Source organism: Pseudonocardia sediminis, assembly GCF_004217185.1.
In the GTDB taxonomy this organism is placed as follows: Bacteria; Actinomycetota; Actinomycetes; order Mycobacteriales; family Pseudonocardiaceae; genus Pseudonocardia; species Pseudonocardia sediminis.
The window spans coordinates 5,456,748-5,470,520 of sequence record NZ_SHKL01000001.1; the positions used below are offsets into that span (position 1 = coordinate 5,456,748).

13 protein-coding genes are annotated in these 13,773 nt (G+C 75.5%); 7 read left to right on the forward strand and 6 right to left on the reverse strand.

Annotation, left to right across the window (positions count from 1 at the left end; translation table 11 throughout):
• Positions 1-176 precede the first annotated feature (176 nt).
• The 5 genes from EV383_RS25530 to EV383_RS25550 all read left to right on the forward strand — a co-directional run bounded on the left by EV383_RS25530 (position 177) and on the right by EV383_RS25550 (position 5,504).
• A complete protein-coding gene (locus EV383_RS25530) occupies positions 177-2,072 on the forward strand; it encodes a serine/threonine-protein kinase (protein WP_278044852.1) in 1,896 nt (631 codons plus the stop codon).
• A 61-nt stretch (positions 2,073-2,133) separates the two neighbouring features.
• Positions 2,134-2,940 (forward strand): purine-nucleoside phosphorylase, encoded by an 807-nt coding sequence (locus EV383_RS25535; protein WP_130292280.1) that lies wholly within the window; start codon positions 2,134-2,136, stop codon positions 2,938-2,940.
• 38 nt (positions 2,941-2,978) lie between these two features.
• Positions 2,979-4,586: a phospho-sugar mutase gene (locus tag EV383_RS25540; RefSeq protein ID WP_130295017.1), complete on the forward strand. Its 1,608-nt coding sequence runs from the start codon at positions 2,979-2,981 to the stop codon at positions 4,584-4,586.
• Positions 4,583-5,038, forward strand: a complete 456-nt coding sequence (locus EV383_RS25545) for a flavodoxin family protein (RefSeq protein ID WP_130292281.1) — start codon at positions 4,583-4,585, stop codon at positions 5,036-5,038. Before EV383_RS25540 ends, EV383_RS25545 begins: the two co-directional genes overlap by 4 nt.
• 10 nt (positions 5,039-5,048) lie before the next feature.
• The gene (locus EV383_RS25550; protein ID WP_207223660.1) at positions 5,049-5,504 is read left to right on the forward strand and encodes an SRPBCC family protein; all 456 of its coding nucleotides are present in this window, start codon (positions 5,049-5,051) and stop codon (positions 5,502-5,504) included.
• On the opposite strand, the gene EV383_RS25555 is transcribed toward EV383_RS25550, so the two are convergent.
• The 4 genes from EV383_RS25555 to EV383_RS25570 are packed head-to-tail and all read right to left on the reverse strand — an operon-like array spanning position 5,479 to position 9,485.
• Complete coding sequence (locus EV383_RS25555) at positions 5,479-6,261, reverse strand: GDSL-type esterase/lipase family protein (protein WP_130292282.1); 783 nt, start codon at positions 6,259-6,261, stop codon at positions 5,479-5,481. The genes EV383_RS25550 and EV383_RS25555 overlap by 26 nt on opposite strands.
• 5 nt (positions 6,262-6,266) lie before the next feature.
• Positions 6,267-6,890, reverse strand: a complete 624-nt coding sequence (gene upp, locus EV383_RS25560) for a uracil phosphoribosyltransferase (RefSeq protein ID WP_130292283.1) — start codon at positions 6,888-6,890, stop codon at positions 6,267-6,269.
• Positions 6,891-6,933: 43 nt separating this feature from the next.
• On the reverse strand, positions 6,934-8,577 hold the full coding sequence (locus EV383_RS25565; protein ID WP_130292284.1) for a metallophosphoesterase family protein: 1,644 nt from the start codon (positions 8,575-8,577) through the stop codon (positions 6,934-6,936).
• The gene (locus EV383_RS25570; RefSeq protein ID WP_130292285.1) at positions 8,574-9,485 is read right to left on the reverse strand and encodes a haloalkane dehalogenase; all 912 of its coding nucleotides are present in this window, start codon (positions 9,483-9,485) and stop codon (positions 8,574-8,576) included. The genes EV383_RS25565 and EV383_RS25570 overlap by 4 nt, the downstream gene beginning before the upstream one ends.
• Positions 9,486-9,889: 404 nt before the next feature.
• On the opposite strand from EV383_RS25570, the gene EV383_RS25575 reads away from it, so the two are divergent.
• Both EV383_RS25575 and EV383_RS25580 read left to right on the forward strand, forming a co-directional pair.
• Positions 9,890-10,126 carry a hypothetical protein gene (locus EV383_RS25575; protein WP_130292286.1) on the forward strand — a complete coding sequence of 79 codons (237 nt, stop codon included), beginning with the start codon at positions 9,890-9,892 and terminating at the stop codon, positions 10,124-10,126.
• Positions 10,127-10,393: 267 nt separating this feature from the next.
• Positions 10,394-11,662: a primosomal protein gene (locus tag EV383_RS25580; RefSeq protein ID WP_130292287.1), complete on the forward strand. Its 1,269-nt coding sequence runs from the start codon at positions 10,394-10,396 to the stop codon at positions 11,660-11,662.
• On the opposite strand, the gene EV383_RS25585 is transcribed toward EV383_RS25580, so the two are convergent.
• Both EV383_RS25585 and EV383_RS25590 read right to left on the reverse strand, forming a co-directional pair.
• The gene (locus tag EV383_RS25585) at positions 11,653-12,390 is read right to left on the reverse strand and encodes a response regulator transcription factor (protein ID WP_423213666.1); all 738 of its coding nucleotides are present in this window, start codon (positions 12,388-12,390) and stop codon (positions 11,653-11,655) included. The genes EV383_RS25580 and EV383_RS25585 overlap by 10 nt on opposite strands.
• A complete protein-coding gene (locus tag EV383_RS25590; RefSeq protein ID WP_242623310.1) occupies positions 12,387-13,757 on the reverse strand; it encodes a sensor histidine kinase in 1,371 nt (456 codons plus the stop codon). The genes EV383_RS25585 and EV383_RS25590 overlap by 4 nt, the downstream gene beginning before the upstream one ends.
• Between the last annotated feature and the right edge of the window lie 16 nt (positions 13,758-13,773).

Genomic DNA, 13,773 nt, shown 5'->3' on the forward strand with positions numbered 1-13,773 from the left:
CCATCGTGATGAACGGTCGCTTCCCACCGCGACGAGCGGACATCACAGCCGTTCGTCGCCCCGCGGTGATGCTCCTGTGACGTTCACGTTGAGTCACGTTTGCGCACGTCAGGTAGTCAGCGGCGTCCGGGACGGTCCGTGCGGGGACGGACGGGCCGCGATGGGACACTGGGTGCGTGTCCGTTCCGGGTGGTGAGGTCCAGCGCCAGATCGCCGGGCGTTACCGCGTCGACGGGCCGCTCGGCAGCGGCGCCATGGGGACCGTGTGGTCCGGCTTCGACGACGTGCTGCAGCGCCGGGTCGCGATCAAGGAGCTGAAGATCCCGGACGGGATGCCGTCCGGTGAGGAGCTCGAGCTCCGGGAACGCATGATGCGCGAGGCCCGCGCGCTCGCCGGGCTCAGCCACCCCAACGTCGTCACCGTCTTCGACGTCCTCGACTCCGGCGGCGAGCCGCTGGTCGTGATGGAGCTCGTCCCCTCCCGCAACCTCGCCTCCGCGATCGGCGAGCTGGGCCGGCTGAGCCGGGCGCAGGCCGCGGTCGTCGGGTTCGGCACCGCCGCGGCGCTGCGGGCGGCGCACCGCGCCGGCATCACGCACCGCGACGTGAAGCCCGGCAACGTCCTGATCTCCGACGACGGCCGGATCAAGCTCACCGACTTCGGCATCGCGCGCAACGAGTCCGACGCCCCGATGACCTCGGCCGGTCTCGTCCTCGGCTCGCCCGCCTACATCGCGCCCGAGGTCGCCGCCGGTCAGCCGGTCACACCCGCGGCCGACCTGTGGGGACTGGGCGCGACGCTGTTCGCCGCCGTCGAGGGCCGCCCGCCCTACGACGTGAACGGCGACCCGGTCCTGACGATCACCGAGGTGGTCGACGGCGAGGTGCCGCGCCTGTCCGAGCCGGGCCCGGTCAGCGACGTCATCGCCGGTCTGATGGTCAAGGAGCCGGCCGACCGGATGCCGCTCGACGAGGTCCGCGCGCGCCTGCGGCCCCTGCTCGCCGACCCGGACGACCCGATCTTCCCCGGCTCCCCCGACGTCCCGACGATCATGGCGCGGGTCCCCTCGGGCACCGGTGGCCCGGGCGGCTCGGGTGCCTCGGCGGCCCGTCCGGTCGACGCGTCCGGCCCGGCCGCCCCGGCGCCCCGCAAGCGCCGCTCGCTGCTGCGCGGCGGTCGCGGTGCCGCCGAGCCCGCGGTGGAGCGTTCCGGCCCGGCCGCATCGGCGTCGCAGGCGGTCGCCGCCGCGCCGCCGGCCCCGGCGCCCCCGACGTCCGCGCCCCAGACCTCCACGCCCCAGACGTCCGCGCCCCCGGCGCCGCTGTCCGCCGACCCCGGCCCGCTGCCCCCGGGGTTCCCCGGTGGGCCGCAGCCGATGCCCGAGCAGCAGCACGGGACCGGGTTCCATCCGGCCCGGCAGGCGCCCCCGCCGATCCGGCCGGCACCGCGCCCGGTCGCCCGCCCGGCGCCCGCACCGCCCGTCGCACCGTCGAGGGTCGGCGTGATGGGTGGGATCCCACTGGTCGTCGGCGGCGCTCTGATCGTGCTGTTCGGTGCGGCCGGTGGCTATGCCGGTGTCCGGTCGGTGGCCGGTCAGGAGCCGTTGAGCACGGTCACCGTCGCGACCGAGCGCACCCCGCGGGTGCCGCACCCGGACCCGCTCGGGTTCAGCGTCTCGGTCCCGGAGAACTGGTCGCAGTACCGCTACTCGGCGGGCCCGGACACCACGGTCGTCCGGTTCGTCAGCCCGGACGGCACCGAGGAGATCTCGGTCCGCCCGGCGGACTCCTCGGCGGCCGTCACCGACAACCTCACCGCCCCGGCGCTGGGCGTGGACTCGGTGTCCACCGCCTCCGCCGCGGCGCCGGTCGCGGGCACGCCCGGCGCGGAGCAGGTCAGCGTGCGCACGGTCGAGGGCCCGCAGCAGCGGACGAGCTGGATGCGGATCGTCCCGGGCCGGAACTCCGGGGTGTGGGTGGTGAGCCTGACGACGCCGTCGGACCGCTCCGAGGCCACCTCGGAGGCGCTGTTCGACGCCGTCGCGGACGAGTTCCGGGTCACCGGGTCCTGACGCCGCGGCACTGGGTCGCCGTCCGGGGTCGCCGCCCGCGGCCGTGTCTAGGCTGGCCGCCATGAGCTCCCCGGCCGTCCCCGATCCCGCCGAGAACGCCGCCCGCGCCGCCGCCGACCTGGCGCAGGCAACCGGCGTCGCGTCCCACGACGTCGCCGTCGTGCTGGGGTCGGGCTGGCGGCCCGCCGCCGACGTGCTCGGCGCCGGGACCGAGGTCCCGATGGCGGACCTGACCGGGTTCGTCGCGCCGACCGCGTTCGGGCACGGCGGCACGGTCCGCTCGGTACCGGTCGGCGACCGGCGGGTGCTGGTGCTGCTCGGGCGCACCCACCTCTACGAGGGCCACGGCGTCGACGCCGTCGTGCACGGCGTGCGGACGGCCGCCGCGGCGGGCTGCCGGGCGGTGGTGCTGACCAACGCGGCCGGCGGGATCCGCGAGGGCATGTCGGTCGGGCAGCCGGTGCTCGTCTCCGACCACCTGAACCTGCTCGCCCGGTCCCCGCTGGTCGGGGCGCGGTTCGTCGACCTCACCGACGCCTACTCCCCGCGCCTGCGCGAGCTGGCCCGCGCGATCGACCCGTCGCTGGAGGAGGGCGTCTACGCGGGGCTGCCGGGGCCGCACTTCGAGACCCCCGCCGAGATCCGGATGCTGCGCGGGCTGGGCGCGGACCTGGTCGGCATGTCGACGGTGCTGGAGACGATCGCCGCCCGCGCCGAGGGACTCGACGTCTGCGGCATCTCGCTGGTCACGAACCTCGCCGCCGGGATGAGCGGGCAGCCGCTGAACCACGAGGAGGTCCTGGAGGCCGGCGCGGCCGCGGCGACCCGGATGGGTGAGCTGCTGCGCGAGCTCCTCGGGCAGGTCTGACGACCGTGGCCCTGCTCCCGGCCCTGCGCGACGCGGCGATGCGCTGGATCGCCGACGACCCCGACCCGTCCACCCGCGACGAGTTGCAGCGCGTGCTGGTCGCGGCGATGACCGGCGGCACCGCCCCGGACGGTCCGGATGCGACGGGTCCGGTCGCCGACCTGGCCGACCGCATGTCCGGGCCGCTGAGGTTCGGGACGGCCGGGCTGCGCGGACCGGTCCGCGCCGGACCGTCCGGGATGAACGTCGCCGTCGTCCGCCGGGCCACCTCCGGCCTGGCGACGTGGTTGGTCGAGCAGGGGCAGGCCGGGCGCACGGTCGTCGTCGGCCGGGACGCCCGGCACGGTTCGGCGGCGTTCGCCGACGCGGCGGCCGGGGTCCTCGCCGGGGCCGGGTTCGCCGTCGCGCTGCTCGACGGCGCCGTCCCGACGCCGGTGCTCGCGTTCGCCGTCCGGCACCTCGGCGCGGTGGCCGGGGTGCAGGTCACCGCCTCGCACAACCCCGCGGGCGACAACGGCTACAAGGTCTACCTCGGCAACGGCGCCCAGATCGTCCCGCCGGTCGACGCGCAGATCGAGGCCGCGATCGCCGCCGCGCCACCCGCCGTGTCGGTCGACGTCGCGAGCCCGCCGCCGCCGGTGTCGGTCACCGGGTCCTACCTGGACCGCGTCGTCGCGCTGCCCCGCACCGGCGCGACGGCGCTGCGGATCGCGCTGACCCCGCTGCACGGCGTCGGCGGTCAGACGTGCGTGCACGCGTTGTCGCGCAGCGGTTTCTCCGACGTCCGGGTGGTGGCCTCGCAGGCCGCGCCGGACCCGGACTTCCCGACCGTCGCGTTCCCGAACCCGGAGGAGCCCGGCGCGACCGACGCCGTCCTCGCCCTGGCCGCCGACGTCGGCGCCGACCTCGCCGTCGCCCTGGACCCGGACGCGGACCGCTGCGCGCTCGGCGTCGAGGGTCCGGACGGCTGGCGGATGCTGACCGGCGACGAGACCGGCGTGCTGCTCGCCGACCACGTCCTGCGCCACACCACGAGCGACGACCCGCTCGTCGCCACGACGGTCGTCTCGTCGTCGATGCTGCGCCCGCTCGCGGAGTCCCACGGTGCGCGGTTCGCCGAGACGCTGACCGGGTTCAAGTGGATCGTGCGCGGCGGGCCCGGGCTGGTCTACGGCTACGAGGAGGCGCTCGGCTACTGCGTGGACCCCGCCGCCGTCCTGGACAAGGACGGCATCGCCGCGTGCGTGCTGGCCGCCGACCTGGCCGCGTCCCTGCGCGCGGACGGCGCGACACTGCTCGACCGCCTCGACGAGCTCGCGGTCGCCCACGGCGTGCACCTGACCCGGGGCCGGTCGGTCCGGATGGACCCGGCCGAGCGGGACGCCGCGGTGGCCCGGCTGCGCGAGCACCCGCCGTCGGGCTGGGACCTCGACCGCCCGGCCCCGGACGTGCTGCGCCTGCGCCGCGACGGCGCGCGGGTGGTGATCCGCCCGTCGGGCACCGAGCCGAAGCTCAAGACCTATCTGGAGGTCGTCGAGCACCCGGATGGCCCGGACGGTCTCGCCGACGCCCGCTCCCGCGCCGAACGGCGGCTGACAGAGCTGCACGACGAGGTCGACACCCTCCTCGCGGACGACCGCCCGTGAGCCGCCTGCTGATCGTCCACCACACGCCCTCGCCCGCGACGGCGGAGCTGCTCGCCGAGGTGAGGCGGGGCGCGTCCGACCCGGAGATCACCGGCGTCGAGGTCGTCGCCCGCGCCGCCCTGGCCGCGACGGCGTCGGACCTGCTGGCGTGTGACGGCGTCCTGCTCGGCACCCCGGCGAACATCGGCTACATGTCCGGAGCGCTCAAGCACTTCTTCGACCAGGTCTTCTACGTCTGCGGCGACGACACGAAAGACCTGCCCTACGGCCTGTGGGTGCACGGCGGCTCGGACACCACGGGCGCGGTGAAGGCCGTCACGACGATCGCCGGTGGCATGGGCTGGACGCCCGCCGCCGCGCCGGTGACGATCACCGGTGCACCGGACGCGGCTGCCCGGCAGGCATGCTGGGAGCTCGGGGCCACGGTGGCCGCCGGGCTGATGGAATCCTGAGAGGACACACGTGCGCGACGAGGTCACGGTGCACATGAACGCACCGGCGGAGAAGGTCTGGGAGCTGGTCTCCGACGTCCGCAACACCGGGAGGTTCTCCCCCGAGACGCTCGAGGCGGAGTGGCTCGACGGCGCGACCGGACCGGCGCTGGGCGCCCGGTTCCGCGGGCACGTCAAGCGCAACGGACGCGGGCCGATGTACTGGACGGTCTGCAAGGTCACCGCGTGCGTCCCCGGCCGCGAGTTCGGGTTCACCGTCATGGCCGGCTCGCTGCGGGTGAACAACTGGCACTACCGCTTCACCCCGAACGGCGACGGCACCGACGTCACCGAGTCCTTCGCGCTCGAGCAGAGCCTCGGGACGAGGATCTACTGGGCGATCGCCGGACGGGCCCGGCGGAGGACGAACGTCCGCGGCATGACCGAGACGCTGCAGCGCATCAAGGCCGTGGCCGAGGCGGAGTAGGCGCGGGGCCCTGTACGGGCCGGTCGTCGCGCCAGGCCTCGATCCTCTCAGCCCACATCGCGGCGATCGTCCGGTAGGCGGCCGGGCCGGCGTGCAGCCCGTCCACGGTGCGGGACCCGGCGAACAGGCGCGAGGTGTCGACGAACTCCACCGAGTGCCCGCGGGCCCGGTGCGCGGCGGCGACGCCCGGGGAGAGCCGGGCCAGCTCCGCGCGCGCCGCACTGTGGCGGGGCAGCGGTGCCCACACCCCGGCCATCACGACGTGCGTGTCCGGTGCGGCGGCGAAGATCGTCGTGAGCAGCGCGTCCAGACGCCGGGCGACGGTCGCCCCGGACGCCCCGCCGAGCAGGTCGTTCGTGCCGGCGTGCAGCAGGACCACGTCCGGGTCCGCGGCCAGCACCCAGCCCCCGGCCGACGGGGCCATCCGGGCCGCGGTGGTGCCGGACCGGCCCTCGTGGTCGCGGTCGGGCAACGCCGGCGGGCCGCCGGAGCGCGAGCCGACGTAGTCGACCCGGATCCCGTCCGCGGTCAGGCGCTGCCACAGCGGCAGCCGGTACCCGGCGGTGGACACGCTCCCGACGCCCTCGGTGCTCGACGCCCCGAACGGCATCACCCGCAGCGTCCCCGGCGCCGAGGCCCGCACCTCCGGGGCCTGTGGCCGGTCCGCCGGGAGCACCGCGACCGCGCCCAGCGCGGCCACGAGCACGCCCACGATCAGCGTGAGGCGGCGCAGCGGACGGACGGTCCGGTGACGCACGGGTCTCAGACCGCGCCGAACTGCCGGTCGCCGGCGTCCCCGAGGCCCGGGACGATGAACGCGGAGTCGTTGAGCCGCTCGTCGACGCTGGCGGTGACCAGCCGGACGGGCAGGCCGCTGCCGCCGAGGCGTTCCACTCCCTCGGGCGCGGCGAGCGCGCAGATCGCGGTGACGTCGTCGGCGCCGCGCGCGGTGAGCAGCTCGATCGTGCGCACCAGCGAGCCGCCGGTGGCCAGCATCGGGTCCAGCACGAACACCGGGCGCCCGACCAGCGACTCCGGTAGCGACTCCATGTAGGGCACCGGCTGGTGCGTCCTCTCGTCCCGGGCCATGCCGACGAAGCCCATCTGGGCCTCCGGGACCAGGTTCAGCGCGGCGTCGGCCATCCCGAGCCCGGCGCGCAGCACCGGGACCAGCACCGGCGGCGTCGCCAGGCGGTAGCCGACGGTGCGGGCCACCGGGGTGTGCAGCGGGCCCTCGGCGAGCGGCGCGTCCCGGGTGGCCTCGTAGACGAGCATCAACGTCAGCTCGCGCAGGGCCGCACGGAACGTCGCGTTGTCGTTGCGGGCGTCGCGCATGCTGGACAGGCGCGCCCGCGCGAGGGGGTGGTCGACCACACGCACGTCCATGTCCCGCAGCGTAGCCGCGGGCCCGCGGGGATCGGGTGCCTCGTCAGGGCGTCGCCCGGCCGGGCGTCTCGCTCGTCCAGGTCCAGCGCCCGTCGGCGCCGCGGCGGGCCCGCATCCGGTCCTCACACGCCGGGTGCCGTTCGTGCTCGAGACAGCCGGTGGCCGACCATGCGCTGATCACGACCTCGTCGGCGGTGGCGTCGAGGCGCAGGAACGACTTGAACAGCGGCGGGGCGTCGCCGTCGAATAGCACCGACATCAGGTTGTGCCCGGGCGCCGAGCCGCGCGAGGGGAGCCGGAACAGCGCGGGCTCGATGCGTCGCGCCCACACCCCGGGCTCGACGCGCGCGGCCCGCGGCGGATCCATGTGCAGCCGTCTCGCGACCAGTGCGGAGGCCTCGCCCGGGCTCAGGACGAGCCTGCCGAGCCCCAGCCCGAGGATCCGGTCGTAGCGGCGGCTGAAGTAGGCCAGGGAGTCGCCGCGCAGCGGGTAGCAGCGGAACTCGTCCTCGGTGACGGCGACGGGCACGTCGTCGAGGTTGGGGATGGTGTGGGTGGCGGACAGGAACGCGCCGCTGCCCCCGGCCACCAGGCAGAGCAGGGTGCGGCCGTCGTCGAGGGCGAGCGGGTAGCGCTGGTAGGCGTGGTCGTCGCCGCCGATCGCGGCGATGTAGTGGGCCCGCGGGTCGGTGACGATCTCCTCCACCGACCTCGGCCCGCCCGGACGCGGGTCGCGGACCGGGCACGGCTGCGGCGCGGCGTAGGTCAGCAGCGGCTTGCCGGTGAGCAGGATCTTCGGCCGGTCGTCGGAGTGGGAGACCTCGCGCAGCCAGTCGGCCTGGTCGGCGTCGATCCCGCCGTGCAGGCCGGTGTCGATCAGCACCAGGCGGACCGGGCCGGCGTCGATCGCGCAGTAGGGGCCGGGCTGGGTGGCCTGCTGGCCCGGAGCTCCCCGCCAGCGGGCCCGCATCCGCTCGACGTCCGCGGCGGTGCCCCGCGGGGCCCGGCGCCACAGGCGCGCCCTGAGCCACCGCTTCGCGGCCGGGCCGGGGCCGGGGACCCGCGGCGGGCCGTCGTCGGGGGCCTGGCCGCAGAACGTGGCCATGAAACCGGTCAGGTCGTCGTACCAGTCGTGGTTGCCGGGCAGGCCGTAGATCGGGCCCGGGTAGCCGGTGTAGGGACGGTGCAGCCGGTTCTCGTACTCGGCGACGCCGCCCGCGGGGTAGATCACGTCGCTGACGACGACGGCCAGGTCGGTGTCGCCCGCCACCCGCTCCAGCACCGGCGGCACGACGTACTGCGACGCGTCGCCCTCCCCCGGGTCGCCGAGCAGCGCGACCGAGATCTGCTCGCGGTCGGCGAAGCGGTCCACGACCCGGGTGCGCAGGTTCCGCGCCGGGTCCTGCGGGCCGTCGTCCATCCGGCGCAGCCAGGCGGTGCGGATCGCGTCGGTCGGGTCGCCGAGGAGCTTCGCGACGACGTCGTTGCGCGAGTCCCACAGCGGCCCCGGCTGCAGCCAGCGCGGCAGCCACCGCCACCAGATCGGCACCGGCGGCTGCGGTGGCACGCGGGCCGCGAACTCCCCGATCTCCGCGCACTCCCAGCCGGCCTCGCGTTCCCCGGCGCGCGACGGGGCGGCCGCGTCGGGTCCGACCGGCAGCGGGACCCGGCTCCCGGCCGCGCTCACCGGCAGAACTCCACGATCGCGGCGGCCAGCTCCGGCCCGGCGTCCTCCTGCAGGAAGTGCCCGGCCCCGGCGATCGTCGGGTGCTGCCGCGCGGCGGCGCCGGGGAGCTCGCGGGCCAGCACCGCCCGCATCGGCCCGGTGATCGGGTCGGAGTCGGAGAACGCGAGGAGCACCGGGACGTCGAGGCGGCGCAGCACGTCCCAGGCCGCGCGGTTGGGCCCGGTCGACGGGTCGTCCGGGCGGGTCGGCACCAGGAGCGGCATCGCCCGCGGGCCGGCCGCGTAGGACAGGTCCGGGAACGGGGCGGCGTAGGCGGCGCGCACGTCGTCGGACATCGGCCGCAGGCACCCGGACCCGACGAGACGGGCCACGTCGAGCGTCCCGGCCGCGCCCGCCTTCTCCACCGCCCGGCGGAAGCTCCACCAGACCTCGGGCATGTCGTGGTCCCCGGTCGGAAGCCCGGTGTTGGCCGCGACCACGCGGGCGAACCGGTCCGGGTGCTCGGCGAGCAGGCGCAGGCCGATCAGCCCGCCCCAGTCCTGCCCGACCAGCGTCACCCCGCGCAGGTCGAGCACGTCGAAGACCAGCTCCCGGACCCACTCGACGTGCCGGGCGTAGCTGTGGTCGGCGATCTCGGCCGGTTTGTCCGACCGGCCGAAGCCGACCAGGTCCGGCGCGATCACCCGCAGGCCCGCCCCGGCCAGCACCGGGATCATCGTCCGGTAGAGGAACGACCAGGTCGGTTCGCCGTGCAGGAGCAGCACGGGCGGGCCGTCCTCGGGCCCGGCGTGCGCCCACGCCATCCGGAGCGTCCCGCCGTCGCCGTCGCGCACCTGCGCGTGACGGTGGGCGATGTCGGGTCCCGGGAGGCCGGTGAACCGCGCCTCGGGTGTCCGGAGGGTGCGCATGGAGGAGATCCTGACATCCGGCACCGACATCGCGGCCGGTCGGCGGCCCGGAGAACCTCGACACGAGAGTGTGTCAGCGTTCACGCCATGTGATCGGTAATCGTCCTCCGACGGGTGAGGCACTGGGCGGCCCGAGCGCCCATCTGGTCCGCCCGGGTGATCTTCGGACCACCCCGGAAGGCATTGCGTAGCAGCCGATCCACGGAAGAATCAGCGGTGACCATGAGTTGCTGATCATGCACCCTCCGCTCCCTCGGTCGCGTGACGCACTGCAGTGCGTGCCAAGATCAGCACTCGCGGTCGCCGAAATCAGGATTCACCTGACCCGAACGGGTGGTATGGCCGAAACGGTGTCACACCGGAGCCCCCGCCGACGCTGTACTAGATGACGAGGAGGTGATCCGGTGCCGGAGAACACGACTTCCGAAGAGGCGACTTTGATCGCTGCGGCGGAAAGGCTTACACAGTGCGACGGGTACGTCGTTCTGGCGGTGGACCCGCAGACCGGGGAGGTGGACGCACACGGGCCGTTCGACGGGATGACGGCGACGGTGAAGGCGGACCAACTCCGACGGGACTTCGACCGCGGGGGACTCGAAGACGTCTCCATCGGCGTGGTGCGTCTGCACAGCCAGGCCTGACCCGCTCGCGGGTCGGGCACGGCGGGCCGCTCCCGGCTCAGGCGGGGAACGGTCCACGGGGGGATCGCGGTCTCGGTGACGCGACGAACGGGGCGGGTCGGTACTCGGCGCAGATCGCCGGGCACCCGACGGTGCCTCGTCCGTACGGCGCAGACGACGGTTGATCCATCCGGCGCAGACGGCGTCGCCGCAGGGCGGCCGCCGGTCCCGACCGGACGGCCGGGCCGAGGCGGCGAACCGTCGGGGTCCGACGCTAGGCTCGCGGACGTGGCAAGCGACATCGTCCCGATCCAGCTCGCCCTCACCCGGGGTGACGTGGTCACCCTGTGGGCGCCCCGGTGGCGCGAGGACGGTGAGGAGTGGGAGGCCTTCCTCGGCGACGAGGAGGCCGTGTTCGGTTTCGACGAGGTGGCCGGGATGGCCGCCTACGTCCGGACCGCCCCGGAGCACGACCTCACCGACCATCCCGCGTGGTCGGTGGTGCCGACGCTGTCGGTCGGTGAGCTGACCCCGGACGAGAACCACCGGTTCGACGTCGTCGGCCTCCCCGAGGTCGCCGCCGGCGACCCGGACGGCTGGACGATCTCCGAGCTCGACGAGACGGTCGCGATCATCCGGTCGCTGGCCGAGGTCTGCGACCTGGACAACGTCACCCGGATCCTGGACGGCGAGCCCGGCTTCGACCTGCTCCGCCAGGGCGCGGTCGCATTCGCCGGCCGTGAGGGCGCCAAACAGTGGTCCGCGCTGTCGGAGACCATCGGCGAGAGCTGGGACGAGGTCGTCGACACACTCGACGAGCTGGTCGCGACGCCGAAGATCGACGAGTCCGCGCTGGAGAAGTCGCGCGCCGAGGCCGTCGCGCTGGCCGAGGCCGACGACGGCGTCCCGGACGAGGACGACCTCGACGACGCCGAGCTGGAGGCCGAGGGTCACGGCGCCGTCGTCGACTCCCCCGACGCGCCGGACGAGCCGGTCGGGTTCTGGGGTGAGGTCGGCATCGACCCGATCCGCATCGAGACCTCCGACGGCGAGGTCGTGACGCTGCGCTGCTACCTCGACGACAAGCCGGTGTTCCTCGGCTCGGCCGGGAGGATCGACGTCTTCTCCTCCGAGCGGGCGCTGGTGCGCGCGCTGGCCGACCCGGACGGCGAGGTCGTGACGAACTCCGACCTGGCCGCGGCGTCGACGTGGCAGGAGGTGCTCGACGCCGCCCACGTCGGGGAGCTGACCGCGACCGTCGAGGACATGAACACCTACGTGCTGACCGGCATCGGCGAGGACCTGGCCGAGGGCGTGCTGGACATGGACCCGGTCCAGCTGGACCTGGCCTCGGAGCTGCTGCTCGACGTCGGCGAGTGGGCCGGGGACCCGGAGCCCGCCGAGGCCCTGGTCGAGTCGTCGCGGCTGGGGTGGCTGGTGTCGTTCATCGTCCGCCCGGACCCGACCCGGATGGCCCCGAGCCCGCCGTTCGGCCCCGAGGCGGCGCAGTGGGGCGAGCTCGTGGCGACCCTGCGCGGGCGGCTGCGTCAGCGCTGATCTCCCCCCTCGCCGGAGGGAACTGCGCGGCCTCGGCCGCCGCCCAGGCCCGCCTCGCGGGCCAGGAGGCCGAGCTGGGTGCGGTTGTCGCAGGCCAGCTTGTCCAGGGCGCGGGAGACGTAGCCCTTCACCGTCGCCTCGGTGAGGTGCAGCGACCGTCCGATCGCGGCGTTCGTGGCGCCGTCGGCGAGCAGGGCGACGACGTCGTGCTCCCGCTCGGTCAGTGCCGCCAGCCTGCGACGGGCGGTTCTGCGGGCGTCGCGTTGCCCGGCCGTGCCGGTGACCAGTGAGCGGGCCGCGGAACGCGTCATCACGGTGTGCCCCTCGGCGGCGACCCGGACCAGTCCGGCCAGCTCGTGCGGCGGCGTCGACTTGAGCAGGTAGCCCGCGGCGCCGGCGCGCAGGGCGCGGTGGACGTGGTCGTCGCCGTCGAACGTCGTCAGGGCGACGACCGGCGGCGGGTCGGGCAGTGCGGCGATCCGCCCGATCGCGACCAGCCCGTCGACTCCGGGCATCCGCAGGTCCATCAGCACGACGTCCGGGCGGTGCCGCACGACGGCCTCGACCGCCTCGGCGCCGTCCGCGGCCTCGGCGACGACCTCGATGTCCCCGGCCGCCCCGAGGATCGTGCGCAGGTGCGCGCAGACCATCAGCTCGTCGTCGGCGACGACGACGCGCAGCACCGGCCCGTCCGCCGCGGTGGCGGGGCCGCTCCCCGGCGCGGTCATCGCCGCACCGGTCCGGGCACGGCGGAGGACGGGACCGTCGCCGTCACGACGAATCCGCCGTCCGCGGACGACCCGTGCTCCAGCGTCCCGCCCAGCAGCTCCACGCGTTCCCGCAGACCACGCAGGCCACTGCCGGTACCGGTGGCGGCCAGGTCGGTGACGGCCGGGGCGGGGGCGGCGGGGGCGGAGTTGCGGACCTCGACCGCGACGACGTCCGGGCCGCGGCGCACCGCAACGGCCGCCTCGGATCCGGGGGCGTGCTTGTGCACGTTCGTCAGTCCCTCCTGCACCACCCGGTGCACCGCCCGCGCGACCGACGCCGGCAGGTCCGCAAGGCCGTCGAGTCCCTCGGCGCGCACCCGCAGCCCGGCGGCGCGGGAGGACTCCAGCAGCTCGTCGAGCTCCGGCGCACCCGCCTCCGGGCCCACCCGGGGCGAGGTGGCGAGCCGGGCCCCGCCGCCTCCACCCGGCCCGGGCGCCCGCAGCACACCGACGACCTCGCGCAGCTCGTCCAGCGCCGTCACGCCCGCCCCGCGCAGTGCGGCCGCGGCCTCGCGGGTGGCCGGGTCGGTCGCGGCCACCTCCAGTGCACCGGCCTGCAGCACCATCAGCGAGACCCGGTGGCTGACGACGTCGTGCATCTCCGACGCCAGGCGCGCCCGTTCCTGCGCCCGTGCCCGCTCGGCGAGCAGATGCTGCTCGCGGTCGCTGCGCTCGGCGCGTTCGCGCAGGTCGGCCAGGTTCTGTCGGCGGGCCTCCACGAACCGCCCGGCCAGCGCCGGGACCGCGGAGGCGAGCAGGCCAAGCGCGATCGTGTCCAGGGCCGGGGCCCACGGCCGCACCGCGATCACCACCAGCGCCCCGACGATCAGCCACGGTGCCCGTCCGCCGCGCAGCTGCACGAGGATGAACACCACCGTGGCGGTCGCGGCGGGCAGCAGCGGGTTGCCGGTCAGCGTCGGCGACGGGACCAGCAGCCCGGGCGAGACCAGCTCGCTGCCGGTGAACGCGAGGCCCGCGGCGAGCATCAGCCCGGAGACCACGAGCGGGGCGCGGATCGCGAACAGCAGCGCGAGGTCGCAGACGATCTGCAGCACCAGTCCGGCGTACGGGCCGGCCGCGCCGGTGGTCCGCCCGCCCACGACGGCGGCGAGCACGTCCAGACCGGTGAACAGCACCGTCGCGCCGACGACGAGCACCGCGACCCAGCGGGCCGGCCACAGCCCGGGCCGCGGCCAGCCCGACGGGTCCCCACCGGTGCGGGCCCCGGAGGGGCGGAACGCGGCGAGCCCGGTGGACTCCAGCCAGGCCCGCCACGGTCCCGCAGCCGCACGGCGCGGCGCGCTCGGAGCGGGGCTGTCGGTCACGACGGTCACGGTATCG

What these genes read in the sequence shown, in the direction of transcription:
- EV383_RS25585 (WP_423213666.1), bottom strand. Translation starts at nt 12,390, where the DNA reads ATGACCGCGCCGGGGAGCGGCCCCGCCACCGCGGCGGACGGGCCGGTG.
- upp (WP_130292283.1), bottom strand. Translation starts at nt 6,890, where the DNA reads ATGGACGTGCGTGTGGTCGACCACCCCCTCGCGCGGGCGCGCCTGTCC.
- EV383_RS25535 (WP_130292280.1), top strand. Translation starts at nt 2,134, where the DNA reads ATGAGCTCCCCGGCCGTCCCCGATCCCGCCGAGAACGCCGCCCGCGCC.
- EV383_RS25540 (WP_130295017.1), top strand. Translation starts at nt 2,979, where the DNA reads ATGCGCTGGATCGCCGACGACCCCGACCCGTCCACCCGCGACGAGTTG.
- EV383_RS25570 (WP_130292285.1), bottom strand. Translation starts at nt 9,485, where the DNA reads ATGCGCACCCTCCGGACACCCGAGGCGCGGTTCACCGGCCTCCCGGGA.